The following is a 26016-nucleotide window of genomic DNA, read 5'->3' as shown; positions in this document are numbered from 1 at the left end:
TATGATAAAAGTGGAATTAATTAAAGATTGTATTTATCATGCTTCTTCTTATGTCTTTGATTACAGGAAGGAGCATACAAAAATTCAAGAGGTATCTAATAAACTAGGAAAGATACTTCTTGATTCAGGTTATTTTGAAGAGGTAAAAGAAGAAGCTGCTAATAATGATGATCTAGTAAAAGATTGCAATAGCTGTATTTGTAGCAAGTGTGCAAGTTTTAAAGAATGTAGTGAATCAATATGCAAAGCTTGTAAGCTTGGGGAAAAGGATGGTACCTTTGACCAGTGGAAGGGAGCATGTGAAAACTTTAAAGAAAGTTAGGTGATGGTATGGCTTATTTAACCATTGCAGAATTAAAAGATCTAATTGTCAATGATAGGTTAATCTTAAAAACAGATACAGCCTTAAATGTTTTAATTGCTAGTGGTAAAGAGCTTATAGATAACTATTATGGTAAAGAATTTATTGAACCTGTTCCATCTACAGTTAAAGTAGTTAATGCAGAACTTGTAAATGTAATGTTAAATGATAACAGCAAAGAATCAGAAAGCAATGGAGATTATTCTTATAAAGCTAATTCAAAAGCATATGAGCAGATACTTAAAAAGTTAGATGGTTTTATTAGTGATCCAGAGCCGACAAACAAAAGTAATTCTATAAGGTGTATGGTGATATAAATGTCTTATATGGGAATGTTCGATAAGATGTGTACAGTATACAGAAGTGGTTCAGGTACTCTTGATCCAGAATTTAATGAACCTCAAGATGCGCCTGTTCCAATAGGAGAATATCCTTGTAGACTTGGAAGAACATCAGGAAGTATAAATCAACAGCAACCTCAATTAGTCGCATATGAAAATACAAGACTTTATACTATAGGAACTGCAGATATAAAAAAAGGGGACATTATTGTAGTGAATGGAGATAAGTATAAAGCTGAATTACCTCATAAGCCTAGTGTATATCAACTTGAAGTAGATATAAGCTGTGATGGTGAGGTGTAATTTATGGGATGGGAGACTAAAGGATTAGACGATTTTCAAAAGAGAGTGCTGGAGTTTGTAAATAATAATTGGCCAGAAGAAAAGCAAAATGAACTTATGAAGTTAGGAAAAATGTATCAAAGAGAAGTTAAAGACATAATGAATGATGAAAATATTATTGATACTGGAAGGCTAATAAATTCTATTACAAATAATCGGGTAGATAAGAATACTATTGAAGTTGGCACTAATGTTGATTATGCATTGGATGTAGAAGAAGGACATGTTCAACATAAAAGATTTGTACCTACAAGTGCATTAAAAAATGGTAGTGGAAAGAAGTGGAAACAGCTTAGTATTAATACTACTTTTGAAAGCAAGATAAACAATTATACTTATATGAATGAAACTCAGCAATTACCTGTGACAGATAAAAGGGTAAAAGGCTTTATGCTTAAAGAAAAATTCATACCAGGCAAGCACATGTTTAAAAGAGGTTGGATAAGATTTAAGCCTAAAGCAGAACAAGAATTAAAAAGATGGACTGATGAAATGTTTAAAAGGATATGTGGTTAAATATGTATGAGGTTTTTAATGCAGTAAGAAGAGAAATAGCAAATCAATATACTGGAATACCAATATATATTAAAAATACAGGAGGGAAATTTAAAAGGCCTTCCTTTTTTGTTGGATTTGCAGGAGACAACACTACTGACTTAAGTAAATTAACATATAAATCTACAGTACTCATTCAAGTAGTATTCTTTGCAGAATTGGATTTTTATAAAAATATAGATAAATCTAAGCAGCTTGAAGAATACGAAAAACTAAAAAATATATTCCAAAAGAAGGGTTATCTTCAAGTAGGTGATAGGTGTCCTACTATAAATAGTTTAGATGGAGGACCACGAGATAACGAAATATATTTAACAATAGATCTTGATTGGTATGATAGCAGATATACTCCTGAAACTGGAGATACTGCAGATACTTTAGAATTAGATTTTGAATAAATAAGGAGGTAAAGCTAATGGGATTACCAGAAGTTCACATGAAATTTATGCAAAAGGCTACAACTGCAATAAGCAGAAGTACAAAGGGCATAGTAGCATTAATATTAAAAGATGATACCAAAGCAGCTGGTGAAGTTATCTATAAAGGAATTGAAGAAGTTGCAACAACAGATTGGACAGCAGATAACTATGATTATATAGCTAAAACATTTTCAGGAACTCCAAGCAAAATTATAATTGAAAGAATTGTTGCTGCAGCAACTGACTATAATTCAGCTTTAGCAATTTTGAAAAATAAAAAGTTTAATTATTTAGCTATACCAGGTATAGTACCGGCTGATACAACTAATATTGCAACATGGATTAAGACACAAAGAGATACTAATCATAAGACATTTAAGGCAGTACTGCCTAATTGTCCAGGAGACCATGAGGGAATTATAAATCTTGCAACTGAAGATATAAAAGTAGGTGAAAAAGTATATACAGCCAGCCAATACACTGCCAGAATAGCTGGGATTTTAGCAGGTTTACCATTCACAAGAGCAGCAACTTATTTTGTACTATCAGAAGTTGAAAGTATAAAAGAATCAACAGATCCAAATGCAGATATTGATGATGGTAAGCTTATTTTAATAAATGATGGCGAAAACATAAAAATAGCTTCAGGAGTAAATAGTTTAAAAACTCTAGTATCTCCTAAAGGACCAGATTGGAAGGATATTTTAATAATAGATAAAATGGACTTTAACAGAGATGATATAACAAATACATGGGATGAGGAATACGTTGGTAAAGTAATAAATATTTATGACAATAAAATTCTCTTTATAAATTCAGTAAATGCATATTTTAAAACATTAAAAAATCAGGAAGAGTTCTTTGACCCAAGTTCTGAAAATAAAGCAGACATAAATTTAGAAGCTCAAAAGACATATTTAGAAAGTCAAGGAACTGATACTACTAATATGAAAGACCAAGATATATTAGTAGCTAATACAGGGAAAAAGGCATTTTTAAATGCGCATGTTAAATATACAAATGCAATGCAGGATTTAGATTTTGATGTTTATATGTAATATAGGAGGTGATTTGAATGGCATTTGATCCTAAACGAGCCATAAATGGAAAGTGGGGAGAGCTTTGGATTGATAACGAAAAGTACAATAATGTAACTGAATGTCAAGGTAAAGTGAAGTCCGATAAGGTAGATGTCCCAATGTGTGGAAAACCAGGTAAACCTAAAAAGAATACTGGATGGGAAGGCAATGGAACTGTAAAGTTTACCAAAATAGATAGTAAGTTAGTAAAGAAAGTTGCAACTGCAATAAAAAACAGTACTTCATTGAATTCGACTATAATAAGTAAACTTTCAGATCCTGATGCTTATGGGTTTGAGTCTGTGGCGTACTATGGTGTAGAATTTGATGAAGCTACTATAACTGATTGGGCAACGGGGAAAATTGTGGAAGAAAGTTATCCTTTCACTTTCACTGATTTTGACTTTATAAATGAAATAACAATAACAGATTAAATAAAAGGAGGAATTTTTTATGGATACTACTAATGTAGAAAATAAAGAATATGATGTAATGCAAATGCTATTGGAGGCAGATCCTTCAAAGGTAAAATTACCTACAGGTAAAATAGAAATAAAAAGGTTATCTGAATTGCTAGGAAACCCTGTATATTTTGAATGCAGAGCAGTTCCAATAGAAAAATACAATGATATACAAAAGGATGCGGTTAGATATAATGAGGAAGGTGGAATAGAAGATATAGAAATTACAGATACACAGATAATGACGGTAATAGCTGGTACTATCAAACCAGACTTTAAAGATGAAGCACTTAAAAAGCATTATGGTGCACCTACACCAAAAGAACTTGTAAAAAAGATATTGCCTTTACCAGGTGAAGTAAATCGAGTTTATAAATTCATAAAGAAACTTTCAGGAGATAGGAAAGATGCTGTTGAAGAGGTAAAAAACTCATAGAGACGGATGGTTTTGTTGAAATGATGTACTATTACTGGGTACATCATGGAATAAGACCATCTGTCTTTTACAATATACCTGAACGTGAAAAAGTTGTAATAAGAGCTTTCTATGAATATGAACTAAAACAAAAAAATGATAAAAGTAGAAAAATAGATAGTTCAGGATCTCCTGTTTTTCCAGTAACTATTGTATAACTTTGTATTGTGCTATAATATGGAAATATAGGGGGGATTTGAATGGAAGAGAATAATAAAAAAGATACTTCTAAACCAAATGAAGAGGAAAAATCATTAGACAAAATTAAAGATAAAGATAAAGATAAAGTGGATAAAGTTTCTGGTTGTGGGTGCCTTGTTTCAATACTTGTAATTATTATTTGTATAGTTGCTTTTCATAGTTGTGGTAGTAATAAGAAAGTAGATAAAAATAATACAAAACAAACTACGGTGCAGCAAAAACAGGAGGTTAAAAAGGAAGAAACTAAAAAAGAGGTAAAGCAAGAAGAGACTAAGCAGGAATTAGGACAACTTTTTAAATTAAGTGATATAAAAAATAAATCTCAAGAAGAAGTAAATACGATTTTAGGACAGCCAACAGCTAACAGACAAGAAAAATGGAATTACTATGATACTAAAGAAGAAGCACCTAATTGTTTTGTAAATATTTATAACAAAAACAATATGGAGATAGAGGTATTTTTTATTGATAGTAAGGCAGCAAGAATAACAGTAACACCGAAAGAAACTATAGCATCAAGTAACATTAATAATATTTTAAAAATGTTTTACTTATCTTTTGATAATCCAGATCTCGCAAATAAATTTGGTATGCATTGGAATAATCAATTTGGTGTATATGAGTTTGCTGTAAATTTTCAAGATGAAAAAGTAACATTCATCCATATTATTTTAGACGAAAAGTATAAGTAATTAAAAGAATCACTTTGGTGGTTCTTTTTTTAATCCACTAAAAAGGTGGTGATTCTACGGAAATACAAAATAAGATTACCCTTGAAGATGACTTTACTTCTGAAATATTAGAAATAATAGAAAGAACTAGAGATTTTCAAAAGCAAGTTCAGGAAGCAAAAGAACGTATAGACCAATTGAATAGAGCTAAAATCATTGTTGATAACAAAGAAGCTCTCAAAAATATATCAGAGACCAAAAAGGAAATTAATGAGATAAAAAAGAATGTAGCAGTTGTTATAGCAGCTAAAGATTCTGCAACAGATAGTATAAGAAGAATAAAAGGTGAAGCTAAGATGTTAGTTAGTAGACCTTTTACAGCTGTATTTAAAGCTAAGGATGAAATAAGTAAAGTACTTAATAGTATTATAGATAAAGTATTTAGTTTAAAAACATTAGCTGGAGGAATTATTTTAGGCGAAGCAGGTAAAGGATTATATAATTTTACACTTGGGCAAGGAATTAACAATGAAAATTATTTAGCAACGCTCCAAACAGTTTTAAATGATAAAAAGAAAGGCAATGATGCCTTAGCGTGGAGTTATCAAACAGCTTTAAAAACACCTTTTAGAGCTGATGACGTAGTTAAGGGAGTTTCCAGCCTTGCAGTTTCTCAACTAGACTATCAAAAATTCCTTATGCCTTTAGGAAATTTGTCGGCAGTAAAAAATAAGCCTTTAGATCAAAGTATAGAATTTGCAGCAACATTAGCTTCTGGAGATATGGGTGAAGCTGTAATGCGTGGTAGAGACTTAGGAATAAGCAAACAGATGTGGGAAAAAGCTGGAATGAAATTTGATAATAGAGGAAGTTTAACAAATACACCAGAAGAGGCATTAAATGCAGTTTTACAAATAATAAAAAACAATCACTGGGATAAACTTATGGACAATAAATCTAATACAGCAGAGGGGTTAATGAGCAATATTTCTGATACTGGATTAAGTTTTGGAAGAGCTTTAGCAGGAATTGATAAGGGAGGTCAATTTGTATCTGGTGGGCCATTTGAAGTATTTAAAAAGCAATTAGTAGCAATACAACCATTAATGGATAAATTATATGCTTCAGAAGGATTTAAAAAGTTAACTAAAGATGTAAGTGATCTAGTTGCAGTAGGAGGAAACAAGTTTTCAAACTTCTTAAAAGGATTTGAAAATAAAGATACAGTTCAACAATATGAAAATGAATTTAATAAGTTTGTTAAAAGTGCAAAAGAATTTAAAGATGCAATGATAGAGATAGGACGTGCAGGAAAAACTGTATATGAAGCGTTACAACCTTTTCTTCAATTTTTAATTGAACATCCTAAGCTGTTAGAAGGATTTTTTGCAGTTAAAATAGGTGGATCACTACTTAAAGGCGGATTTGACAGTTTCAAAAATATTAAAGAAATGATAAAAGAGTTTCCTAAATTAAATACTGCTTTAAAAAGTATGGTAAAAAACGGTGGTGGTGGATTAAAAGGAGTCTTAAAGTTACCATTTACAGGGCTTAAAGATGCGTTTGGATTCGGAAAAGATATAGCAAAATGGATACCAGGATTATTCAGTGTTACAGGTAAAAATATAACTTCTACTTTTAAAGGTGGACAAAGTGTTATAAAAAACTTTTTTGGATTGTTTCCAAAGGGAGTTAAAAGTTCTATTAGTGCACTCAATACTTTTAAAAGTACATTAAAAGGAGTTAGCTTAATAAAACCACTTCAGGAGGCATTTTCGGGATTCAAAAACCTTGGAGTTATTAAAGAGTTACCTAAGACTTTAAGTGAAATGTTTGGACCTGTAAAAACTGTATTTAGTACTTTAGGAAATGTAATAAAAATATTCAGTAATGGTGCAGTAAGGGCACTAAGAACATTCTTTACAGTTATAGCAGCTAATCCAGTTGTTGCAACTATAGCAGCAATCATAATAATTGTAGGTCTACTGTATGAAGCTTGGACACATAACTGGGGTGGATGTCGAGATTATGTGGAAAAAATTATAAAAGATATAGAAGCGGATTGGGAAGCTTGGAAAAAAGCATGGACAGACTTAAAGAACTTCTTTAAAGACCCTATTACAGAAACAATTAAATTAGTTCAGGAAGGTACAGATGTCCCTACAAAAAGAAAAAAAGGAGCAGGACCACAAGGTTTAGCTGTAGATAGTGGAAATGCTCTAGGAACAAATAACTGGATGGGTGGTTTAACATGGGTAGGTGAAAACGGACCTGAAATAGTTGAATTACCAGCTGGAAGTAAAGTATACAGTAATAGTAAGTCTATGAGTATGCTGAGTGCAATGAAAGCTCCTGCACTTGGTATTAGCAAGACAATGACGAGTTTAACTTCTCAGTTCTTAGAATGGGGTAAAGACATGCCTGCTGAATTAGCAAAAGGTATTGATAGTTTATCAGACAATGCAGTTAATTCTGTAACCAGTATGGCTAATAAAATAAAGAGAATAATTCATTTTACTAAACCGGATGAAGGTCCATTAAGAGACTCTGACACATATGGTCCTGATATGGTTAAAAGTATTAGTACAGGTATTCAAAATAATGTTTCTGTTGCTACTAATGCAACTACATTAATGGCAACAAATATGAGAAATGTAATAACTCAGTTAATTAAAGATACCTACAGTTATGGACAACAAATAGTAAGTGAACTAGGTCGAGGAGTACAGGACACTGAATCTAGTTTAGTTGATATAGTAAAAACACTTACAGATAAGATTATTGAGCAGTTTAAGAGTGGATTTGGTATTCATTCGCCATCTATTATTATGTATAAAATCGGTAGTTTCCTGTTAAAGGGATTAATTAATGGTATGACTAGTGAAGATATGCAAGGATTCATTAAAAACTGGATTGGAAGTATGGTTGGTGCTGCAGGAGGAGCAGTAAGTGGAAACATGGCAGAATGGATAACAGCAGCCATGGCATTGACAGGAGTGTCTTCTGATTGGTTTGGACCACTAGCAAGCATAATTGAACACGAATCAGGTGGAGATCCAATGTCTATCAATCTTTGGGACAGCAATGCTGCAGCAGGACACCCTTCGAAAGGTCTAATGCAACTCATAGACGAAAACATGAGTGATTATCACCTTCCAGGCATGGATAACATATATGATCCGATAAGTAATATAGCTGCAGGAATAAGATATATACAGGATAGATATGGCAGTGTATATAATGTTCCAGGTATAAGGAATATGGCAAGTGGTGGCTCTTATGTAGGATATTCACTAGGTACAAGCTATTCTTTACCAGGATGGCATTGGGTAGGTGAGAATGGTCCTGAGTTAATGAATTTACCAGGAGGCACACAAGTAAAAGATAATTTTACATCTATGAAAATGGCTAAGAACTTAATGCAGCCATTGCAGAGTAAAAAATTAGCTCCTTTGCTTAATAAAGACACTTCAAAGGTAATAGTTAATTTGAACAAAGATAGCTCAAAACAGAGTCCTAATATAACCATAGCAAAATTGGCAGAGCAAATCATTGTTCGTGAAGAGGCTGATATAGGTAAAATAACTGATGCATTAACAAAAAAATTATTAAAAGTACACCTTAATATGGCATAGGAGGTGTTGTAAGTGGAATTTTGGATGAAAAATGATACTTCAGGAATAAGTTTTCAATTTCCAGTAATACCAGAAGAATACCAACTTGATAGTGAAGTTAATGTAGATACCTATAATGTACAAAATGTAGGTGAGATATCTGCATCAGGAAGAAGAAAACTTAAAACTATACCATTGACAGGATTTTTTCCGTGCCAGAGGTATAGTTTTTGTGTTTGTGAGCCCAAAGAAGATCCTTATGAATATATAGCAATACTAGAAAAGTGGCATGAAGATGTAGATGCAGTAAGATTAATAATTACAGAGACTCCTGTGAATAGGTTATTTACAATAGTTAAACTTTCTTACGGAGAAAAACCAGGAAACCGTGATGTTTATTATTCAATGGAGTTACAAGAATACAGACAAGTTAAGGAGTTTGTACCTACGCTATGAGAAATTATTTATCTGTTTGGGCTTTTTATGATAATGATTGGGAGAACCTAACTGATATGGTCAAAACAGTTCAAACAAGTATGACCAAAGAAGAAGTATCTAGAAAATTTGATGTAACTATAGGATATCCTGTATTAGACAAAAGGCAGCCACGGTTTCAAGTAGCTCCAGGTACACTTATTAGTGTTAATTTAAATTATGATGAAATATTTAGGGGATGGGCACAAGAAAGAGAAATAAATACAGAGAGTGGAGAACTTACATTTACAGCTCAAGATTGTATTATATATCTTCTTCGTTCAAAAGTAACTTATAATTTTAAGGACATAGAAAGTGAATATGCAGTAGAGCAAATAGCTAAAGACTTAGGTATACCTTACAATATTGTACCAACTACAGGAATTAAAATTAGTAGAAAAATAGATGGTAAAACTGCATATGAAGCAATAATGGAAATTTATACCCAGGTTAGTAAGCAAAATGGTAAGTTTTATATACCTTATGCTGATCATAATATGTTAAGTATTATGGAAAAAGGAATAATAATAAAAAATAATACTTGGTATGGATATGCAAGTGAAACATTAACTCCAGATAGGAATCTGATAGGATTGATATACAAAGATTCTATGACTAGTATGGTTAATAGAGTAAAGATATATGATGATAAAGGTACTTATGTTGGTGTAACAGAGTTGCCTGATATGTCTAAAGCATATGGAGTATTCCAGGAGGAATATCATAAGGAAGAAAACAAAGAACCTTATACAGAAGCAAAAAAGCTTTTTCATAGCATAGATAGAGAATTTACTGTGAATACAGTGGGTGATTGGAGATATAGGACAGGTTATGCAATACTTAGCCAAATACCTTATGTAGATCTTTTAACTAATAAAATTATGTATATAGATGGTGATACTCATATATGGGATCTTGCTAAAGGAAAATATACAACAGAATTAAAGCTAAGTTATGACAATACTATGGATTGGAAGGAGGATTAAAATGAATGAAGATAGTTGTGTGAAATTATTAAAACTGATGGAAGAGAGGGGAGCTAAAAAGAATCCTCCTTCGATTTGTATAGGAAATGTTGCTAGTATTAATCCTTTAATTATTCAAGTAGGTGATCTGCCATTATATAAAGATGATGTATTAGTCTCAACTGACCTATTAGAAGGCTATAAAAGGCAACTAGAGTGTAATGGAACTACTAATGTATATGAAACTAAGGATGGATTTAACAAAGGAGATATTTTAGCTATGTTTGCTACAGCAGATAGACAGACTTATGTGGTAATAGCGAAGGTGACTAGGTTATGAGTATCTTTCCAGAAGTACCTCAAATTAATTTAGATATCAATTTAAATAGTAATCAAGCAGAAAACTTACCTTTATTAAAAGAGTTTGCATGGGATTTTAATAAAAATTGTTTTATATTAGTTGATGGTAGATTTAAAGTAGTAGTAGGAGTTGAAGCTATAAAAATTTGGATATATAAATCAATGAAAACTGTAAGAAAAAGGTTTAAAGCCTACAGTGAGTATTATGGAAATGAATGTGAAAAATTAATAGGTTATCAAAGCGTTGAATTTGTTAAGGCTGAAGCTGAAAGATATATAAAAGAAGCTTTACTAATTAGTTTATATATAAAATCTATTAATAATATAAAAGTTGCAGTTACAGGTAAAAAATTTGAGATAAGTTTTACTGCTAATACAGTATATGGGGAGGTGAGTGTGGTTGCTTAGTATATATGCTAACGGAAACTCTTCAGATGAAATACTAACTAGAATGAAAGATGATGTAACCTCTGATGTAGATAAATCAGAAGGTTCTTTTGTTAATGATGTGTTGTCTCCTACATCCAAAGAAAGTTCAAATAGATATTCAAAACTTGATGATTTGCTAAATAAAGCCTTTCCTCAATATAGTAAGGGAGACTATTTAAAAATGCATGCAGCTTCAAGAGGAGTACCTGAAACATCTGCTAACTGTGCAGCAGTAAATGAAACTATAAATGGAACTAAAGGAACTAAGATACCAGCAAATACTATATTACAAACTCCAGGGGGATTAAAGTACTTAACCACAGTAGAATGCATAATTGGTGATGATGGTAAAGTTAGTAGCCCTTTAAAAGCAATAGATGTTGGCTCAAAATATAATGTTCCAGCTAATACCATCACTCAACTTCCTATAAGTATAAATGGAGTAACTAGTGTTACAAATGAATCACTAGCAACTGGAGGTACTGATCCTGAAACAGATATTGAATTGTTAGCTAGATTACTTCAAAGAGTGCAAAACCCTCCAAGTTCTGGCAACAAAAGTGATTATGAAAGATGGGCAAAAGAAGTATCAGGAGTCAAAGGGGTAAAGGTAATTCCTCTTTGGGAGGGTCCAGGAACAGTAAAAGTTATTTGTTATGGTGAGAATGGAACACCACTTGATAGCACTATTTTAAGCAATGTAAAACAACATATTGATCCAGGGAATGGAACAGGAGAAGGTACCGCACCTATAGGTGCTACAGTTACAATAGTTACTGTAACTAATAAGTTTATTAATATAACCATACAAGGCTTTCAAGGGGATAATTCAAGTATTCCAACCAATTTACAAGCTTATATTAATAATCTGAAACCTGGAAGTACAATTAAACTTATAAATATTCAGGCAGAAATAACCAATACAATAGGAGTGGAAGATTTTACAGGAGTAAAATTAAATGGTAGTGCAGCAAATGTAACCACTACAGATGAAGAAAAACCAATACTGGGGGTAATAACTTATGAGTAGCTTTGAAACTCTAAAAAGTTATTTGCCTCCTTTTTTATTGGAAGATAAAATATTTTCAAATACACTTCAAAGCATAGGAGAAAATGATTTTGATAGATATGATGAATCTGTAGAAGATTTATTGCTCCAAGTTTTTCCTCAAACAGCAACTTGGGGATTGAAATATTGGGAAGAATTTTGTGGAATATCTACAAATGAGAGCTTAGATATAAATACAAGAAGAAGTAAAGTTTTATCTAAACTTTCACAGGTAAGTCCAATAACCCGGTTGAAAGTTGAAAACATAGTTAAAAATTTTGTAAAAGATAGTTACGTTGAAAATATACCTAAAGAATATGCTTTTAGAGTAAATCTAAATGGTGAGTTTAATTTTAGTTTACAAGAACTAAGGGATGTAATAGAAGATATTAAACCTGCTCACTTAGCTTATTTTATAAGGTATTTTATTAATTATTTTTATAAGTACAAATTTAGCAGCAGTGCATTAATTGAAGCAAAAATTAAATTCTATACTAATGCTTTTAATATACCAACTCATCTATTGCTAAATGGTCAAGCTACTTTAGATGGAAAGTTTTATTTAAATGGAACTACTAGACCAGATGGAATAAAAAAGACAATTTACTTTATTACTCAAAAAGTATTTTCTCATTTAGTAACAAATGCTGTTAATACCAATATAACCAGCTTTGTAAAAGGAACTATTAATAATAATATAGTTAATAGTTGTGATGGTGGAAGTTATAGATTTAAGTCTTTAAATAGTAAATACACATTAAATGGCGAATTAGATTTGAGTAATAGAACAGAACTAATACGAAGCATATAGGAGGTGCATAATCTGTGGCAGAGATATTAACAAGTATAACAACCAATAAGGCAAGGCAAAAACTTGCTAAGGCTCATTATGATAGCACAACTGTACCAAAAGTTACAAAAGCAGGATGGGGAACTGGTGGTGTAGATATTAATGGAGAGGTAATTCAGCCTGATCTAGCACTAACTAAAATAGATGGGGAAATAATTAAAAATGATATTAAGTCTGCAACACTTAGCCAAGATGGATTAAGTGTTACTTTTGTTGCAGAGCTTAATCCAGGAGAATCTGGAGTACTTAATCAAAAAATAAGCACTGTCGGATTATATGATGCAGATGGAGATTTAGTTCTTATTAAAAATTTTACTTCAAAGCAAATGGATTCAGATTCCAAAATATCAATAGAATGTACTGAGGAATTTTAGGGAAGGAGGCTAATGTATGGACTATGATATTAGTAATCCTGTAGTTACAGAACAAATAAGAAAGCTAGAAGTTACAGATCCATGCCATGCTGATACTTTTAATACTATTTTTGAAAAATTGGTGAATAATGACGTAGCACTTAAGAAAAATTTTGGAGATAAGGTTTCTACTATAACGAATGATATATCACAAGTAATTTTTCAACTTGCATTACAAGGACTAATATCAACATCAGGAATGAAGCATGTTTTTATAGATAAAATAGAAAATGCTGCAGATGTAAATCTGCTACAAGGAATGTATACTAATGGCAAAGTTTATATCTAACATGGTTATTTTATAACAAATTTATAATTAAGGATAACCAAATATGTTAAACTTAAGCAGTTAAAATATAAATGAAAGGTGACATCAAGTGGAACCATTAATTTTACAAAAGAAAACAGAAGTACTATTAAATAAAGAAGTTTATCCAGTACTGCAAAAGTATCCTAAAGCTGAAAAATTTGCTTTATGCCAGGAGATTAAACAAGCCTTTTATAGAGTAATTAGAAATACAATGTTAGCAAATAATATAAAAAGAGACAGGATACATTATCTTCAGCAGGTAGATGCAGATTTAAAACTTTTATTAGTACTATTTTCTATATCTAGAGAACAAAAGTATATAACAGAAAGAAAATGCTTACAGCTACAAGAACGAATATCAGAGTTAGGTAGAATAACTGGTGGTTTGATGAAAGTATCAGTTAGATAATAAATATAGGGTTAATTCTGTATGGACTTCCTATCGTGTTATTCGCGGTTTCAACTCCGCGCGCTATCTTAATAATAACAATAGTAATAATTCTAACAATAACGTTGGGTGGCGTCCCGCCCTGTAAGCAGTTAGATTGGTGCGACTACGGTTTCATCAACATGACCCTTAAGTTCGGTTGGACTTATGCTTGAACTTCAGGGGAGAATTAATCCTTCACCTTTTGGTGTAAACACATGAATAATGGCATTTTGCCAAGCTTTGAAAGGAGATGCCAAAATGCCGAATACCTTATTTGAAAAGGCTATAGATTATAAAAACTTAAAGAAAAGTTATAAAAGAACTCAACAGGCCCAAAGAAAATATAGAAAAGAAGCTATTATTTTTGATATGGCAAGAGAAAAGAATTTGGTGAAACTTTGGAGAGAATTAAAAAATGAAACTTATATGCCTGGAAGTTATATAGAGTTTAAGGTATATGAGCCTAAAGAAAGAATAATTCATGCTCCACGAATTCGAGATAAAATAGTTCAATTTGCAGCACATTTAGTACTTCAAGAAGTTTATTATAATAAATTTATAGATTGTTCTTATGCTTGCTTAGTGGAAAGAGGAACTCATAAGGCTGTACAGAAAGTTCAGCATAATATGAAGTATGTCCAATGGAAACATGGTGATGGTTGGATACTTAAGATGGATGTTAGAAAATTTTTCTATTCTATAAATAGGGATATACTTAAGCAGATCTTAAGGAAAAAGATTAAGGATGATAAATTTTTAATACTATTAGATAAGATAATAGATAGTTCTCCAGAAGGAGAGCGAGGCATTCCTCTTGGAAATGTAACATCACAAGATTTTGCTAATATATACCTTAATGAAGTGGACCAATATGCTAAAAGGTTCCTTGGTCTTAAATGTTATGTAAGATATATGGATGATATTATAGTTATTCTAAAAACTAAAGAAGAAGCTCAACAAGCTAAAGAGAATATAACCAGATTTTTAAACGAAAGGCTTGATTTAGAAACTAATTCTAAAACTAAAATTTTTCCTTTAAGTCAAGGAGTTAATGCTTATGGTTTTAAAATATTTACTACTCATAAGTTAGTAAGAGATTGTTGTAAATCTGCAATGAAGCGAAGAATAAAAGCCATGGATAAAAAGATCCAGAATAAAGAAATGACAAAAGAAGAAGTGCAACAAAGTGTTAATAGCTGGTTAGGACATGCAAGACATTCTAACAGTTATAATCTTAGTAAAAAAATATTTTCCAAATACAATTATATAAAAATAGAAAATCCTAAATTTAGATTTGGGAATTTAAACACTCAGTAATGGGTGTTTTTTTATTTGCAGAAAGGATGTGAAGTAAATGGCTAATGGAGATTTAATTAAATTAGGTACCTTTTATCTGAATGGTGCGAAACAAGTAAGGCCAACTTATCCATGGCAAAATAATGCTACACCTACAGGAGCACCAGGAGCTGGTAATATACCTAATTATTCTTCAGGAAACATAGAAATAAAAAATACAGATGCAGATGATGCTTATAAAATTAATTGGATAGAGGTAAATGATGCAGCTAATAATAAGAAGCTTTTAATTGCAGATAGAAACCTTTTAGTAAGTGTTAGTTGGGATGTTTTAAATGCTCAAGGACTTATATCAGGAAAGACTATTACTATAGATGGACAATCTTATTTATTAAGGGTAATGACCGGTGGTAGTAATTATAGAAGTGGTACTGATAGCTATAGTGGTGGTACTCCTACTAATAACGAATGGGATAGAATAATTACAAATGAAGCAGCATTTAGTGGACTACCATCACCAAACTCTACTGATCTTGATACTACACAAAATGAAACTGATAGGCTAGGAACACATAACACAAAGTGGAATTGGTATTATTGCTATAGTTGGGTTCAAGAAACATTTTTACCAAATTCTTCCTTTCGTGTTATTCGCGGTTTCTACTCCGCGCGCTATCTTAGTGATGGCTCTAGTAGTAGTTCTTACAGTTACGTTGGGTGGCGTCCCGTCCTTGAAGTTCTGAACACTGCCCCTCTGATATCTGATTCAGATGGGAACTTAGGGAATTATGCTGCAGCTTTGAAAAAAACTTATACTGTAACAGATGCAGAAAATGACACAATAAATGTAGTCGAAAAATTAGATGGAACTACAATAAGAACATTAAGTAATCAAGCGAGTGGAACGAGCTTAACTTTAGATTTAACTTCAGAGTGGAGCAGTTTAGGTTTAGCAAGTCACACTATAGTTGTTCAGGCAACTGATAGTAAAGGAGCTGTAAGTACAAGAACTTGGACATTCACAAAAACAAATAGTGCTCCTGGAGCACCAACAATAAATAATCCAGTAAATTTAATGAGAGTTCCGCAGAATTTTGATGTAGTGTTTACAACTTCAACTGATGCAGAGGGAGACACTCAAACATTAAAACTTGAAATTGCAGATGATAGTGGATTTACTCAAAATGCACAAACAATTACAACTGGATTAAAAAAATACAATGATACAAGTAAGCAGTGGGAAGATGTAAGCAGTGTTACCAATTCAGACAATGGGAAAAGTTTTAAATTTAGTGTTACAGGAATTACAGTTAGTACTTCAAAGTATTTAAGAATTGGATCAACAGATGGTGGAAGTAATACAACAGCGTGGTCCAGTAGTATTCAAGTTAAAATAGGAAATGTTTTAGAGGTTGCAACACTTCCAAGTGAAGTAGATTTTATGCCTCTTAAGATTAATGTAATAGATAAAAAAACAATTGATTCAAAGGCAACAGTCAAAGTATTTGCTTGCAATAATGCTTTGGATGCATCACCTACATGGGAAGAGATAACTTCTCAATATCAAAATAATCAATCTTATGAATTTACTAATAAAACTAAAACTGCAGATAAATGGTCCATATCAGTTAAGTATGAAATAGTTTCAAATGATGCAGTTGGCGAAATTAGTATTGATGCAATTGGTGTGGGGGTGAGCTAGTGTCCAGAAAATTACTTATAAATATATCTGAAACAGAAGAAGAAAAAATAAAAAGGTTAACAGAAGAGAAACTTCAATTACAAGTAGCATTAGCAGAAAGTATAGAACAACAGGAAAAAGATAAAATTGAACTTCAATTAGCAATTGCTGAAGTAATTGAAAGTATGAATAAAGCGTAGAAAGGAGGGAATATAATGGTAGAATTATATGCAGATTTAGTTGAACTTGGATTAAGAACTTTAGAACCTGAAACAGGTAAAATTCAAGTTCCAGCATTTTTACATGATAAAGTAAAGGCTGAATTAGACAGAAGAAAAGCTTCTGCAAGTAACTAATATAACAAAATACGATATGTCATATCATTATTTGATATTTTATATCAAAACAAGCCTGAAAATCACCAAAGGCGTTACAATTCCCTTGAAAATCGATATAAATAAGGGAGTTGTAAGATTATGATTAAAATACATTTGTCCAGGCTTTTAGGTGAAAAAAGATGGACCCAGGCAGATCTTGCACGAAAGACAGGAATAAGACCAAATACTATCTCAGAAATATATAATGAATTAATTGAAAGAGTAAACTTAGATCACCTAGATATAATCTGTGAGGTCTTAGAATGCGATATTAGTGATTTATTAGAACACATTCCAAATAAAAAAAGAAAAAGATTTTAAGAACTTGGATTATTTAATCTGAGTTCTTTCTATTTTTAAAAAATTAAGAGGTGCTATATGAGCTATGATGAAAAAGTTTGTGGTTTAAAGCATAAACAAGTTAAGGAAACGTTAGATAAGCATGAAAAAAGGCTGGATGAACATGATAAAAAGTTTGAAAATCTTGATAAAATAGAGGCTGTACACAGTGAGCAGATATTAAGCTTATGTAAAAGGCTGGATAGATTTTCAGGAATAATGATGGTAATGTTAGGAGCTTTAGTAGGCTTCTTTTTTTATGCAATTCAACACAACATTTTTAAATAGGGGGAATAAGTTTGAAAAATAGAATATCAATATTTGTTGTAACACTGGCTTTTTTAGTCAGTGTTTTATTAATGCCTGTAAGTGTACAAGCTGCTACAATTTATCAAGGAGTTGATGCCTATGAGTATGATACAATAACAGACTATCAAGCATTGAAGAACACTGGTGTTAATGTGTTTATTCAGAAAGCTTCACAAGGGTTATGGCATGACGATAAGGAGTTATATACTAGATATGATAATTTAGTTAAGTATAATTACCATATTGGATTTTACCATTTTGCTGATAACTCAAATGAACCAGTTGCAGAGGCACAACATTTTCTATCTAGAATACAAGGATTATGGCATGATACAGTATTGTTTCTTGACATAGAAAATCAAGATAATTGGACAAAGGAGCAGGCAATTGCCTATGTAAATAAGTTTGTGTCTTATGTCCAAAGCCAAGGATATAATATTGGTTTGTATACTGGGATGAGCTTCTACTATGAGTATTTAGCAGGTAATGTAGATTCAACTATTCCTATATGGTTGGCTTCTTATGGAAAGCAGCCTGAACAATTCCCTAACCTTGTTAGTTGGCAATACTCCGAAAATGGTAGATTAAATGGTGTACACGGTGACATTGATATGAATTATTTTAATGGATCCATATTTGATGGTAGCAGTGATTATATAAGATCAATTCAGCACGATTTACAAAGGGTTTCATGCATGGAAGCAGGAGAAAGTAACGCTACTGGGAAACTAGATTTGAAGACTAAATTAGCTATACAACAGTTTCGCTATATAGCTGGATTAAGCAGTAGTACAAGCATAGATGATTCGCTTGTTAATGCTTTAAATGTAATTACACATAAGTATACTACTGGAGAAGGTTGGAGCAATGATGTTTGCACAGTTAAATTCTTGCAATGGTACTTGGGCATGGCTAAAACAGGTGTTTATGATAGCACTATGACTGCTAAAGTTAAACAGTGGCAAATTGTTAATAAGGTTTGGAGCAAGACAGGAGCTAACGGAATTATTTACTCAAAGGATTGGTCCTATATATTAAAATGAATTGAAAATGGAGGAGAATAGAATGAATAATGTATATATAATAGCAGGAACAACTTTAGGGGTTATAGGTTTAATAACTTTATTAGGATATTTAACTTATAAGAAAGTTGATGTGCCAGGATGGATTGGCAAAATAAAGGGCTTTCTAGAAGGTGCTGAAGATCTTACGAATATTGTGGAGCAATATAATACTAATAATGCAAAGATTGAAAAGGCCAGCAAATTTACAAAATTTTTATTAGACCAAGCAATTAATGCTGTAGATGGTACAGAGCAATTATATGTCTCTTCTCAAATATCATCAGATGAGAGGAAGAAAACTGCAAAAGAAGCTGTATTAGATGTGTTAAAGACTCAAGGTATAAAAGTTACACCAGAATTGGAAAATGTAATAAGCATATATATTGAGAAAGCTTGTGGAGATGAAACTATCAAAGATGTTAACAAAAAAATAGATGAATTAGTTACATCTATAAAAAAGGAAAAAGAAGAATTGCAACTTAAATTACAGAAAACAGAATCAGAAAATGAGACATTAAGAGCTACAGTGAATAATATAACGACTGCAGCAAGTGTAGCCAAAAGTAATACATCTCAAATATAATAAAATTAAACAATTTAAAGTAAAATCCACAGTGTAGGTTAATTCCTATACTGTGGATTTTTATTTTTATGTTCAAAAATAATTGTAAATTATGTAAGTATGTTTTTAGTATAAAAAGGAAATTTATATCATTTATAGAATATATAGCATAAAGGGGGTTGAAATATGATACAAATAAAAAAATATGAAGATGGAGAAGCATACATAGAAGATAATTATGAGTTTTTATATGCTACATTGAAAGGGATAGGTGATGTAATAATTAATAAAAATCAAGCCTATGAATATAGAGTTACTATAAAAGATTTGATTGAATATGATAGTATTGAGAAAGAGCTTTTACAAAAGGCTATAGAAAAAGTAGTATTTTCTTTAGATATTTATGATTCTAAAATTGAGAAAAAAGTATTTAGTTATTTTTATCATAGAACACCATATATAGTGGGGGATAATTACATATATAAACAGAAAAAAGATAAAGTTAAAGAACTGGCCAAATTAGCAGGATTTTGAGAACATTGATTGCACGTATGAATAAACTGATGGTATGAGGTGATGTATCATGGGATTGAAAAATAATCTGAAATCCATACGAATGCGTGAATATATGATGACCTCTAGTGAGTTCGCAAAATTATTAGGAGAAAAACTATCTACCTATTCAAAATGGGAAAATGGAGATAGTGCACCAACATTACAAAAAGCTTATGAAGTAGCACGAATATTAAAAAAGGAATTGAAAGAGATATGGTATGAAGAATAGCCATATCTCTTTTTTATAAATAAATTCTAAAATTTTTCAATAAGTTTGAAATAAAGTGGAAACATTTTACAATAACTTGCATACATTATACTAAAGAGTAAGAAAATGGGAGGAAACAATGCCAAAGGTAGACGTAAGTTTTAAGAAGACTTCCAGAGACATGAAGTTATATTTAGCAGTTATTGTTAAAGAAGAAAAATCAGATTTTGTTAAAGATGCTCTTGAACATTACATTAATTATTTAGATGCTATTACAAGTAAAGAGATTAATTCATAAAACCATCTATAAATTAATCATATCTAAATTTTAATCACTTCATATTAGTCATAGCTGCTCCTGCAGTTACAACGAAAGTTAATAGCAAGCATTAAATTTATCTAAACTAGGTCAAGTTTTTAGAACATGCCAAAATAAATAGAAGGAGATTTAATTATGAAGCATTATATAAGTGAAGTTATTACTGTTTATGATGGAGATCTTATTGGATGGACTACTGCAGAGCTTATAGAAAAAGTTGGAGAACTCGGAGAATATGAACGTTGGGTAATGAAAACTAGGGAAGGTTCACAACTTGTTAGATTGGTTGATTTTGACAAAAATTATAGAAAAAATAAGCCTAACCAAAATGGTTAGACTCATGCCACGTAGCTGTTTTCATCCTTCGAAGTCATGCTTCATTGCTTCGCCCTAAAGCATTGCTCCGTAGTAACAGCATATGATTTTAATTTTAAAAAGTTGCTACTTTTTAAGTTAATTTAGCTATTGTTAATAAATTGTTTACAAATAAATCACTTTGATAATACATCTAATGCAAAAGTTGATACTATATAAATCACTCCAGATACAAACATTACTTCCAAGAGTAACACCCCTTTTATAAGTTTATTATTCATATTATTACCAATTCAAGTATTATTATTCTCTAAAAATATTTAGGAGGCTGGTGTATGTTTTTAATACCTGAAAAGACTTATCAGTTTAATAAAGAAAATATTAATTATTTATTTAATATGGATGCAAAAGATAGGACTATCTATAACATAAATAGACTTATTGATAAAGAAAGCAAAAATATAGATTTTACTGATTTGAATGATTTAAGAATAATTATATCATTCGGTGTTTTTATTACACTTGTTACTAGCTATTGTCCTGTATTTGCAGTTGGCACTGGGTTACAGTGGGCCGATGGCATAGGTAATACATTCCTCCATTATTCTCAAGCCGTAGGTATGTGGGTTTGCGTTATCAAAGCAATATTAACACTAATCCAAGCAGTTGTACAAGATACTGTTAGTGCATGTTGGAAAAATATAATTGGATATGCTATTGCAGGATTGGCTATATATAAGATTCCAAATATATTCTTCACTTTAAAATAATTAGTGGAGGCATATTAATGTTTAATAAAATTATGACTATAGCCGAATTTTTAGGAGATGCCGAACCACAAATTCAGCAAACTCCGTCCATATTTGACTATAATAATTGGCAATTAGTAAAGTCTATGGATTCATTTAAACAATCAGTTACTGATCTAAATAATAATGCCAAAGAATTTTTTGATATGATGAAAACAATTCATCATTACTTTGCTAATCCAATATTACTATGGAATGGATTTATCTCAATTAGTTTTTGGGTTTGCTTAATTGTGTGTTTATCATCATTTTTAATATATTTGATGAATGACAGAAAAAAGGATTTAGATAGATCAAAGTTTTGTTTTGCTTTATGGATATTACTTAAGATTTTAGATATGAGTATTAAAAGAGTATAGGGAGGATATTATGAAAAATCCTTTTAGTAAAGTGTATAGCTATAAATTTAAAGAATTTTTCCAAGTTATAAATTCAGATTATACTATATTACAAGTAGTTCCTGATACAAGCATTAGAAATTATGATAGTACAAATATAGCTAAAGCTATAAGTACTATGTATAAGCCTTTTTTTAAAAGAATTAACATAGAAAAAAAGCATAAGGTACTTTTGAAAAATATTAAATATCATAAACCTTTAAAATTTAGTTTTATGATTGATATAACTAAAAATGATGTTAATTTTTACATTATTTGTCCTGCACAATATAAAAGTTTATATATAGAAAAAGTAACTGAAACATGGAGCAAAGCAACAGTTAGAGAAGTCAGTTTTATTCCTGACTTCTCTAACGAGTGCCTAAGCTATCAGGTTAGATATTCAAAAGAGGATGCTTTAAGTATTAAAGTAGATCGTAAACTAAACCAACCTTTAAACAATATTCTTACAGTTTTAGATATTATGGAAGATAAAACTAAAGATAGAGTAGGAATTTTTTATAATTTTATGCCTTGTAATCAAAATGGATGGTCAACTATTTATAAAAGTACTATGAATAAATATAATGATGGTCTTCCAGTTGATAAAAATCATGGAAAAGCATATATAGCAAAAGTAGTAACTTTATATATTCTTAGTGCTATAGATGAAGTGCTGAATTTGTTAGGGAAAATAATAGGTGATATTTTTGGAAATAGTAAGCCAGAAAATATAGGACTTAATGAGGCTGCTATCACCGGTTTAAAAAATCTTATATCAAATAACAGTATTCAGCCATCAAAAGATACTACACATAAAAAAGATGATAAAGTTATAAATACACAAATATTAGTAATGGCTGATAGTGAAGATAATCAGCGCAAAGAAAACATAGCAAAATCAGTTTGTGAAAGTTATCAAATATTAGATGGTGACAATAAGCTTGTGTATGAAAAAAGGAAAAATGGAAGTACTGTCTACTATACAGATTTTAAAATAAAAGATGCAGTGGTAAATAAGTTTAGTACTAGTGAATGTAAGCATCTTTTAGAATTGCCAGGTAGAGATCTATTAACTCAACACAAAAATATAGATAAAATTGATGTATTAGAAAATCCAGTACCAGAGGAATTACAAAATGGTATTGTATACTTAGGAAAAGTTAAATATAAGGATAATTATTATAATTCATACCTTCCAAGTAATTATGATAAAGCAAATTTACCATTGGTATTACTATCAGCTCAAGGTGGTGGAAAGACTACACTTATAGCTAATATGTGTAAAGATATGATAAAAAATAATGAAGGTGTTATAATAATTGACTTTATAAAAAACTGTGAATTAGCCAATGCAATTAAAGCAATAACACCATCTGAAAAACTTATAGAGATAAATTGTGATGATATAAATAATCTACAGGGTTTTGGATACAATGAGATTGAATTAAAAGGTAATACTGATATGGAAAAACTAGATATGGCAAACTTACAAATGCAGCAGACTATAGCTTTCATAAATGCAATTAATGTAGATGATGAAAGCAGGGGATTAACTTCACAGATGAAAAGGCTTTTAAGAGCTGCAGGTAATATAACATACTTTTGTGGTAAACAGAATGTAGGTGATGTAATAGAATGTCTAGAAGATCATAGCGTAAGGAATGAGTATATAGATACTATAAAAGGTTGCACTAATGTAGTTACAGACATATTAAGAAGAGAATTAATTACACTTGAAGAATTAAATGAAAGAGATAAAAATGGCAATGTTGTAGGGACTAAGGGTGGGGTTGCTTTAAAAGGTATATTGGATAGAGTTGATGATCTTCAACAAGATATGAGAACTAAAATTATGTTTAATAAAAGCTGTAGTGATAATTATAACTTTGTTAATTGTATGAATGAAGGTAAGGTTGTATTAATAAAAATGCCAGAGGATGTATTTTTCTCAGTAGGTGTAAAAGATATGTTAGCTACATTCTTTTGTACTAAGATAATTCTTGCTATTAAACTTAGAAGCAAGCAAGGAAAGCCAAAAAGGTGTAATGTGGTTATAGATGAGTTAACTCAGTGCGAAGGTGCTCAGAGTTGGATTAAACAGACACTTACTCAAACAAGAAAGTTTGGCGGTAAGTATATATTTGCACTTCATTATATGAGTCAATTAAAGTTTCATTTGGATACGGAGTTAAAGGGAGCTGGAGCAAGCTTTATATTATTGCAAGGTAGTGATAAAGGTAATTATAATGAGTTTAAAGAGGAGCTTATTCCATATCAGCTGGAAGATTTATTAAACCTAAAACAATTCCATGCCATAAACCTATTAAAAACAAATCAAGGTTGGACTAAATTTGAAACCGAATTACCACCAGAGCCAATAGAATTAAAAAAACTAAGGAATATAAATAATGAGTAGTATACCCATCATGGCTATTATAAGTTTTATAGTAGGTTTTAGTGGTAATAAGCTCTTTAATAAAAAAGATAAAAGTACTAATAAATGCATAAAGTGGGGATGTGTTACTTCAAGTGTACTTGTTATATTGCACTTAATATTAATGATGTAATCAAAATCTAGATATGAAAGCTTTAATAACATATTATAAGTTTTAGTAAGTATTTTTTATTCTACTGACATTTTACTGACTTTTTGACATGAAAAAAGGTTTTGGATCGTTTATCCAAAACCCTTTAACCCTTGATATCTAATGGTGCCGAAGGCGGGACTTGAACCCGCACGAGTGTGACCTCGACGGATTTTGAATCCGTTGCGTCTGCCAATTCCACCACTCCGGCAAGCGACAAAATTATAATATCATATAAATACAATATAGTCAAGAAAATAAGGAAAAATAAATAATCATAAAATTTAGGGATAAATTGGAATAGCTTGATTTTGTTACATAAAGTTTAGATAGCTGCGTTCGAATTATAAATTAAAGTAGTATTTTCAACTATTAAAGACAAAAGCTAATGAAAATTACAATCGGGGGGACTTAAAATGAAATTTAAAAAAATAATATCTCTTATAACTATATTTAGTCTTGCTATTGCCATATTTGCAGGATGTGGAACTAAGTCAACTTCAACAGATGACAATGGAGAGGATAATGAAAAAAGAATTATTATTGGCTTTTCACAATTGGGTTCAGAAAGTGGATGGAGAACAGCAGAAACCAATTCTATAAAAAACATTCCTAATTTAGATTCTAATGTAGATTTAAAATTTTCAGATGGTCAGCAGAAACAGGAAAATCAAATAAAAGCAATAAGATCTTTTATAGCACAAAAAGTTGATCTTATTGTTTTAGATCCTGTTGTAGAAACTGGTTGGGATTCAGTACTACAGGAAGCAAAGGAGGAAAAAATTCCTGTGCTTATTGTAGATAGAAATGTGAAAGTAGCCGATGAGTCTCTTTATACTGCATTTTTAGGATCAGATATGGAGGAAGAAGGAAAAAAAGCTGCAAAATTAATCATTGATAAGTTTGGTAAGGATGCAAATTTAAATATAGTTGAACTACAAGGAACAGCAGGTGCAGGCGCTACAGTTGGAAGACAAAAAGGATTTAATGAAACCGTTAAGGATTGTCCAAATTATAAGATTACTAAATCACAAACTGGGGAATTTACAAGAGCAAAGGGTAAACAAGTTATGGGTGATTTTATGAAATCTGATGGAGATAAAATTAATGTACTATGGTCACATAATGATGACATGGCTGTAGGTGCAGTTCAAGCTATAGAAGAGGCTGGAAAGAAGCCAGGCAAAGATATTTTTATTGTTTCAGTAGATGGTATTAAAGATATGTTTCAATTAATGGCAGATGGAAAATCAAATGGTATAGTTGAATGTAATCCACTTTTGGGACCTCAAATATTAGAAATTGCGAAATCTATAGCAGCTGGTAAAAGCGTTGATAAAAACATAAAGTCAAAAGAAAGTGTATTTACACAAGATCAAGCAAAAAAAGAATTACCTAATAGGAAATATTAATTTAAGT

The 26016-nt window shown here is 31.0% G+C and carries 37 protein-coding genes and 1 tRNA gene; 37 read left to right on the top strand and 1 reads right to left on the bottom strand.

Annotated features, from left to right (window positions below; genetic code table 11):
• The first annotated feature begins 1 nt into the window (after position 1).
• From Ccar_RS16545 to Ccar_RS26840, 36 genes are all read left to right on the top strand, one after another.
• Positions 2 to 322, top strand: coding sequence for a hypothetical protein (locus Ccar_RS16545; RefSeq protein WP_048030225.1), 321 nt, complete (start codon positions 2 to 4; stop codon positions 320 to 322).
• A gap of 8 nt (positions 323 to 330) precedes the next feature.
• Positions 331 to 678 (top strand): hypothetical protein, encoded by a 348-nt coding sequence (locus Ccar_RS16540; RefSeq protein ID WP_048030223.1) that lies wholly within the window; start codon positions 331 to 333, stop codon positions 676 to 678.
• Positions 679 to 1005 (top strand): DUF3599 family protein, encoded by a 327-nt coding sequence (locus Ccar_RS16535; protein ID WP_048030221.1) that lies wholly within the window; start codon positions 679 to 681, stop codon positions 1003 to 1005. It begins immediately after the preceding gene.
• A gap of 3 nt (positions 1006 to 1008) precedes the next feature.
• Positions 1009 to 1560 carry an HK97 gp10 family phage protein gene (locus Ccar_RS26155; RefSeq protein ID WP_053075344.1) on the top strand — a complete coding sequence of 184 codons (552 nt, stop codon included), beginning with the start codon at positions 1009 to 1011 and terminating at the stop codon, positions 1558 to 1560.
• Between the two features lie 2 nt (positions 1561 to 1562).
• Positions 1563 to 1997: a phage tail terminator family protein gene (locus Ccar_RS16525; protein ID WP_048030218.1), complete on the top strand. Its 435-nt coding sequence runs from the start codon at positions 1563 to 1565 to the stop codon at positions 1995 to 1997.
• 17 nt (positions 1998 to 2014) lie between these two features.
• Positions 2015 to 3076, top strand: coding sequence for a phage tail sheath subtilisin-like domain-containing protein (locus tag Ccar_RS16520; RefSeq protein WP_048030216.1), 1062 nt, complete (start codon positions 2015 to 2017; stop codon positions 3074 to 3076).
• Positions 3077 to 3093: 17 nt separating this feature from the next.
• A complete protein-coding gene (locus Ccar_RS16515) occupies positions 3094 to 3531 on the top strand; it encodes a phage tail tube protein (RefSeq protein ID WP_048030214.1) in 438 nt (145 codons plus the stop codon).
• A gap of 19 nt (positions 3532 to 3550) precedes the next feature.
• On the top strand, positions 3551 to 3994 hold the full coding sequence (locus Ccar_RS16510; RefSeq protein ID WP_048030212.1) for a phage tail assembly chaperone: 444 nt from the start codon (positions 3551 to 3553) through the stop codon (positions 3992 to 3994).
• A gap of 20 nt (positions 3995 to 4014) precedes the next feature.
• Positions 4015 to 4191 (top strand): hypothetical protein, encoded by a 177-nt coding sequence (locus Ccar_RS27075; RefSeq protein WP_169823845.1) that lies wholly within the window; start codon positions 4015 to 4017, stop codon positions 4189 to 4191.
• Between the two features lie 42 nt (positions 4192 to 4233).
• Entirely contained in the window at positions 4234 to 4926 is a 693-nt protein-coding gene (locus tag Ccar_RS16505; protein ID WP_048030210.1) for a hypothetical protein, read from the top strand.
• Between the two features lie 176 nt (positions 4927 to 5102).
• Positions 5103 to 8540, top strand: a complete 3438-nt coding sequence (locus Ccar_RS16500) for a transglycosylase SLT domain-containing protein (protein ID WP_048030208.1) — start codon at positions 5103 to 5105, stop codon at positions 8538 to 8540.
• Positions 8541 to 8552: 12 nt separating this feature from the next.
• Positions 8553 to 8975, top strand: coding sequence for a hypothetical protein (locus tag Ccar_RS16495; RefSeq protein ID WP_053075343.1), 423 nt, complete (start codon positions 8553 to 8555; stop codon positions 8973 to 8975).
• Positions 8972 to 9979 carry an XkdQ/YqbQ family protein gene (locus Ccar_RS16490; RefSeq protein WP_048030206.1) on the top strand — a complete coding sequence of 336 codons (1008 nt, stop codon included), beginning with the start codon at positions 8972 to 8974 and terminating at the stop codon, positions 9977 to 9979. Before Ccar_RS16495 ends, Ccar_RS16490 begins: the two co-directional genes overlap by 4 nt.
• Before the next feature lies 1 nt (position 9980).
• Positions 9981 to 10298, top strand: a complete 318-nt coding sequence (locus Ccar_RS16485) for a DUF2577 domain-containing protein (RefSeq protein WP_048030204.1) — start codon at positions 9981 to 9983, stop codon at positions 10296 to 10298.
• The gene (locus Ccar_RS16480) at positions 10295 to 10726 is read left to right on the top strand and encodes a DUF2634 domain-containing protein (protein ID WP_048030203.1); all 432 of its coding nucleotides are present in this window, start codon (positions 10295 to 10297) and stop codon (positions 10724 to 10726) included. The genes Ccar_RS16485 and Ccar_RS16480 overlap by 4 nt, the downstream gene beginning before the upstream one ends.
• On the top strand, positions 10719 to 11777 hold the full coding sequence (locus tag Ccar_RS16475; protein WP_053075342.1) for a baseplate J/gp47 family protein: 1059 nt from the start codon (positions 10719 to 10721) through the stop codon (positions 11775 to 11777). Before Ccar_RS16480 ends, Ccar_RS16475 begins: the two co-directional genes overlap by 8 nt.
• Positions 11770 to 12606 (top strand): YmfQ family protein, encoded by an 837-nt coding sequence (locus tag Ccar_RS16470; RefSeq protein WP_048030201.1) that lies wholly within the window; start codon positions 11770 to 11772, stop codon positions 12604 to 12606. Before Ccar_RS16475 ends, Ccar_RS16470 begins: the two co-directional genes overlap by 8 nt.
• 14 nt (positions 12607 to 12620) lie before the next feature.
• On the top strand, positions 12621 to 13019 hold the full coding sequence (locus Ccar_RS16465) for a hypothetical protein (RefSeq protein WP_048030199.1): 399 nt from the start codon (positions 12621 to 12623) through the stop codon (positions 13017 to 13019).
• A 16-nt stretch (positions 13020 to 13035) separates the two neighbouring features.
• Positions 13036 to 13347, top strand: a complete 312-nt coding sequence (locus Ccar_RS16460; protein WP_048030197.1) for a hypothetical protein — start codon at positions 13036 to 13038, stop codon at positions 13345 to 13347.
• An 88-nt stretch (positions 13348 to 13435) separates the two neighbouring features.
• Positions 13436 to 13777 carry a diversity-generating retroelement protein Avd gene (gene avd, locus Ccar_RS16455; protein ID WP_048030195.1) on the top strand — a complete coding sequence of 114 codons (342 nt, stop codon included), beginning with the start codon at positions 13436 to 13438 and terminating at the stop codon, positions 13775 to 13777.
• Positions 13778 to 14056: 279 nt separating this feature from the next.
• Positions 14057 to 15115 (top strand): reverse transcriptase/maturase family protein, encoded by a 1059-nt coding sequence (locus Ccar_RS16450; protein WP_082141605.1) that lies wholly within the window; start codon positions 14057 to 14059, stop codon positions 15113 to 15115.
• A 37-nt stretch (positions 15116 to 15152) separates the two neighbouring features.
• On the top strand, positions 15153 to 16796 hold the full coding sequence (locus Ccar_RS26150) for a hypothetical protein (RefSeq protein ID WP_053075341.1): 1644 nt from the start codon (positions 15153 to 15155) through the stop codon (positions 16794 to 16796).
• The gene (locus Ccar_RS16440; RefSeq protein ID WP_048030192.1) at positions 16796 to 16975 is read left to right on the top strand and encodes a hypothetical protein; all 180 of its coding nucleotides are present in this window, start codon (positions 16796 to 16798) and stop codon (positions 16973 to 16975) included. The genes Ccar_RS26150 and Ccar_RS16440 overlap by 1 nt, the downstream gene beginning before the upstream one ends.
• Positions 16976 to 16990: 15 nt before the next feature.
• Positions 16991 to 17131, top strand: a complete 141-nt coding sequence (locus tag Ccar_RS27070) for a CD1375 family protein (RefSeq protein ID WP_169823844.1) — start codon at positions 16991 to 16993, stop codon at positions 17129 to 17131.
• Between the two features lie 120 nt (positions 17132 to 17251).
• Entirely contained in the window at positions 17252 to 17473 is a 222-nt protein-coding gene (locus Ccar_RS16435; RefSeq protein WP_048030190.1) for a helix-turn-helix domain-containing protein, read from the top strand.
• Positions 17474 to 17530: 57 nt separating this feature from the next.
• Positions 17531 to 17779, top strand: a complete 249-nt coding sequence (locus tag Ccar_RS16430) for a hemolysin XhlA family protein (protein WP_048030188.1) — start codon at positions 17531 to 17533, stop codon at positions 17777 to 17779.
• Positions 17780 to 17790: 11 nt separating this feature from the next.
• A complete protein-coding gene (locus tag Ccar_RS16425; RefSeq protein ID WP_048030186.1) occupies positions 17791 to 18843 on the top strand; it encodes a GH25 family lysozyme in 1053 nt (350 codons plus the stop codon).
• A gap of 22 nt (positions 18844 to 18865) precedes the next feature.
• Complete coding sequence (locus tag Ccar_RS16420; protein WP_048030185.1) at positions 18866 to 19447, top strand: hypothetical protein; 582 nt, start codon at positions 18866 to 18868, stop codon at positions 19445 to 19447.
• A 165-nt stretch (positions 19448 to 19612) separates the two neighbouring features.
• Entirely contained in the window at positions 19613 to 19960 is a 348-nt protein-coding gene (locus Ccar_RS16415; protein WP_048030184.1) for a hypothetical protein, read from the top strand.
• A gap of 49 nt (positions 19961 to 20009) precedes the next feature.
• On the top strand, positions 20010 to 20210 hold the full coding sequence (locus Ccar_RS16410) for a helix-turn-helix transcriptional regulator (RefSeq protein WP_048030182.1): 201 nt from the start codon (positions 20010 to 20012) through the stop codon (positions 20208 to 20210).
• A gap of 118 nt (positions 20211 to 20328) precedes the next feature.
• Positions 20329 to 20487, top strand: a complete 159-nt coding sequence (locus Ccar_RS27065; protein ID WP_169823843.1) for a hypothetical protein — start codon at positions 20329 to 20331, stop codon at positions 20485 to 20487.
• A gap of 156 nt (positions 20488 to 20643) precedes the next feature.
• Positions 20644 to 20844 carry a hypothetical protein gene (locus tag Ccar_RS16405; RefSeq protein ID WP_048030181.1) on the top strand — a complete coding sequence of 67 codons (201 nt, stop codon included), beginning with the start codon at positions 20644 to 20646 and terminating at the stop codon, positions 20842 to 20844.
• 314 nt (positions 20845 to 21158) lie between these two features.
• A complete protein-coding gene (locus tag Ccar_RS16400) occupies positions 21159 to 21593 on the top strand; it encodes a hypothetical protein (protein ID WP_048030179.1) in 435 nt (144 codons plus the stop codon).
• A gap of 17 nt (positions 21594 to 21610) precedes the next feature.
• On the top strand, positions 21611 to 21991 hold the full coding sequence (locus Ccar_RS16395; RefSeq protein WP_048030177.1) for a hypothetical protein: 381 nt from the start codon (positions 21611 to 21613) through the stop codon (positions 21989 to 21991).
• A 10-nt stretch (positions 21992 to 22001) separates the two neighbouring features.
• Positions 22002 to 24428 (top strand): hypothetical protein, encoded by a 2427-nt coding sequence (locus Ccar_RS16390; RefSeq protein WP_048030176.1) that lies wholly within the window; start codon positions 22002 to 22004, stop codon positions 24426 to 24428.
• Entirely contained in the window at positions 24421 to 24579 is a 159-nt protein-coding gene (locus Ccar_RS26840) for a hypothetical protein (RefSeq protein WP_156184586.1), read from the top strand. The genes Ccar_RS16390 and Ccar_RS26840 overlap by 8 nt, the downstream gene beginning before the upstream one ends.
• Positions 24580 to 24721: 142 nt before the next feature.
• On the opposite strand, the gene Ccar_RS16385 is transcribed toward Ccar_RS26840, so the two are convergent.
• Positions 24722 to 24808: transfer RNA gene (locus tag Ccar_RS16385), tRNA-Leu, on the bottom strand.
• A gap of 205 nt (positions 24809 to 25013) precedes the next feature.
• Here Ccar_RS16385 and Ccar_RS16380 point away from each other — a divergent pair.
• Positions 25014 to 26009, top strand: coding sequence for an ABC transporter substrate-binding protein (locus Ccar_RS16380; RefSeq protein WP_007060789.1), 996 nt, complete (start codon positions 25014 to 25016; stop codon positions 26007 to 26009).
• Positions 26010 to 26016 lie beyond the last annotated feature (7 nt).

The sequence above is a fragment of the Clostridium carboxidivorans P7 genome (genome assembly GCF_001038625.1).
In the GTDB taxonomy this organism is placed as follows: domain Bacteria; phylum Bacillota; class Clostridia; order Clostridiales; family Clostridiaceae; genus Clostridium_AM; species Clostridium_AM carboxidivorans.
The sequence above is the reverse complement of the archived record's forward strand: the minus strand, read 5'-3'. Positions and strand labels throughout refer to the sequence as shown.

Excerpts from the sequence above, each read along its gene's own strand:
- Ccar_RS16545 (WP_048030225.1), top strand. The coding sequence starts at position 2 with ATGATAAAAGTGGAATTAATTAAAGATTGTATTTATCATGCTTCTTCT.
- Ccar_RS16540 (WP_048030223.1), top strand. The coding sequence starts at position 331 with ATGGCTTATTTAACCATTGCAGAATTAAAAGATCTAATTGTCAATGAT.
- Ccar_RS16535 (WP_048030221.1), top strand. The coding sequence starts at position 679 with ATGTCTTATATGGGAATGTTCGATAAGATGTGTACAGTATACAGAAGT.
- Ccar_RS26155 (WP_053075344.1), top strand. The coding sequence starts at position 1,009 with ATGGGATGGGAGACTAAAGGATTAGACGATTTTCAAAAGAGAGTGCTG.
- Ccar_RS16525 (WP_048030218.1), top strand. The coding sequence starts at position 1,563 with ATGTATGAGGTTTTTAATGCAGTAAGAAGAGAAATAGCAAATCAATAT.
- Ccar_RS16520 (WP_048030216.1), top strand. The coding sequence starts at position 2,015 with ATGGGATTACCAGAAGTTCACATGAAATTTATGCAAAAGGCTACAACT.
- Ccar_RS16515 (WP_048030214.1), top strand. The coding sequence starts at position 3,094 with ATGGCATTTGATCCTAAACGAGCCATAAATGGAAAGTGGGGAGAGCTT.
- Ccar_RS16510 (WP_048030212.1), top strand. The coding sequence starts at position 3,551 with ATGGATACTACTAATGTAGAAAATAAAGAATATGATGTAATGCAAATG.
- Ccar_RS27075 (WP_169823845.1), top strand. The coding sequence starts at position 4,015 with ATGATGTACTATTACTGGGTACATCATGGAATAAGACCATCTGTCTTT.
- Ccar_RS16505 (WP_048030210.1), top strand. The coding sequence starts at position 4,234 with ATGGAAGAGAATAATAAAAAAGATACTTCTAAACCAAATGAAGAGGAA.
- Ccar_RS16490 (WP_048030206.1), top strand. The coding sequence starts at position 8,972 with ATGAGAAATTATTTATCTGTTTGGGCTTTTTATGATAATGATTGGGAG.
- Ccar_RS16485 (WP_048030204.1), top strand. The coding sequence starts at position 9,981 with ATGAATGAAGATAGTTGTGTGAAATTATTAAAACTGATGGAAGAGAGG.
- Ccar_RS16480 (WP_048030203.1), top strand. The coding sequence starts at position 10,295 with ATGAGTATCTTTCCAGAAGTACCTCAAATTAATTTAGATATCAATTTA.
- Ccar_RS16470 (WP_048030201.1), top strand. The coding sequence starts at position 11,770 with ATGAGTAGCTTTGAAACTCTAAAAAGTTATTTGCCTCCTTTTTTATTG.
- Ccar_RS16460 (WP_048030197.1), top strand. The coding sequence starts at position 13,036 with ATGGACTATGATATTAGTAATCCTGTAGTTACAGAACAAATAAGAAAG.
- Ccar_RS16450 (WP_082141605.1), top strand. The coding sequence starts at position 14,057 with ATGCCGAATACCTTATTTGAAAAGGCTATAGATTATAAAAACTTAAAG.
- Ccar_RS26150 (WP_053075341.1), top strand. The coding sequence starts at position 15,153 with ATGGCTAATGGAGATTTAATTAAATTAGGTACCTTTTATCTGAATGGT.
- Ccar_RS27070 (WP_169823844.1), top strand. The coding sequence starts at position 16,991 with ATGGTAGAATTATATGCAGATTTAGTTGAACTTGGATTAAGAACTTTA.
- Ccar_RS16435 (WP_048030190.1), top strand. The coding sequence starts at position 17,252 with ATGATTAAAATACATTTGTCCAGGCTTTTAGGTGAAAAAAGATGGACC.
- Ccar_RS16430 (WP_048030188.1), top strand. The coding sequence starts at position 17,531 with ATGAGCTATGATGAAAAAGTTTGTGGTTTAAAGCATAAACAAGTTAAG.
- Ccar_RS16420 (WP_048030185.1), top strand. The coding sequence starts at position 18,866 with ATGAATAATGTATATATAATAGCAGGAACAACTTTAGGGGTTATAGGT.
- Ccar_RS16415 (WP_048030184.1), top strand. The coding sequence starts at position 19,613 with ATGATACAAATAAAAAAATATGAAGATGGAGAAGCATACATAGAAGAT.
- Ccar_RS16410 (WP_048030182.1), top strand. The coding sequence starts at position 20,010 with ATGGGATTGAAAAATAATCTGAAATCCATACGAATGCGTGAATATATG.
- Ccar_RS27065 (WP_169823843.1), top strand. The coding sequence starts at position 20,329 with ATGCCAAAGGTAGACGTAAGTTTTAAGAAGACTTCCAGAGACATGAAG.
- Ccar_RS16405 (WP_048030181.1), top strand. The coding sequence starts at position 20,644 with ATGAAGCATTATATAAGTGAAGTTATTACTGTTTATGATGGAGATCTT.
- Ccar_RS16400 (WP_048030179.1), top strand. The coding sequence starts at position 21,159 with ATGTTTTTAATACCTGAAAAGACTTATCAGTTTAATAAAGAAAATATT.
- Ccar_RS16395 (WP_048030177.1), top strand. The coding sequence starts at position 21,611 with ATGTTTAATAAAATTATGACTATAGCCGAATTTTTAGGAGATGCCGAA.
- Ccar_RS16390 (WP_048030176.1), top strand. The coding sequence starts at position 22,002 with ATGAAAAATCCTTTTAGTAAAGTGTATAGCTATAAATTTAAAGAATTT.
- Ccar_RS26840 (WP_156184586.1), top strand. The coding sequence starts at position 24,421 with ATGAGTAGTATACCCATCATGGCTATTATAAGTTTTATAGTAGGTTTT.
- Ccar_RS16380 (WP_007060789.1), top strand. The coding sequence starts at position 25,014 with ATGAAATTTAAAAAAATAATATCTCTTATAACTATATTTAGTCTTGCT.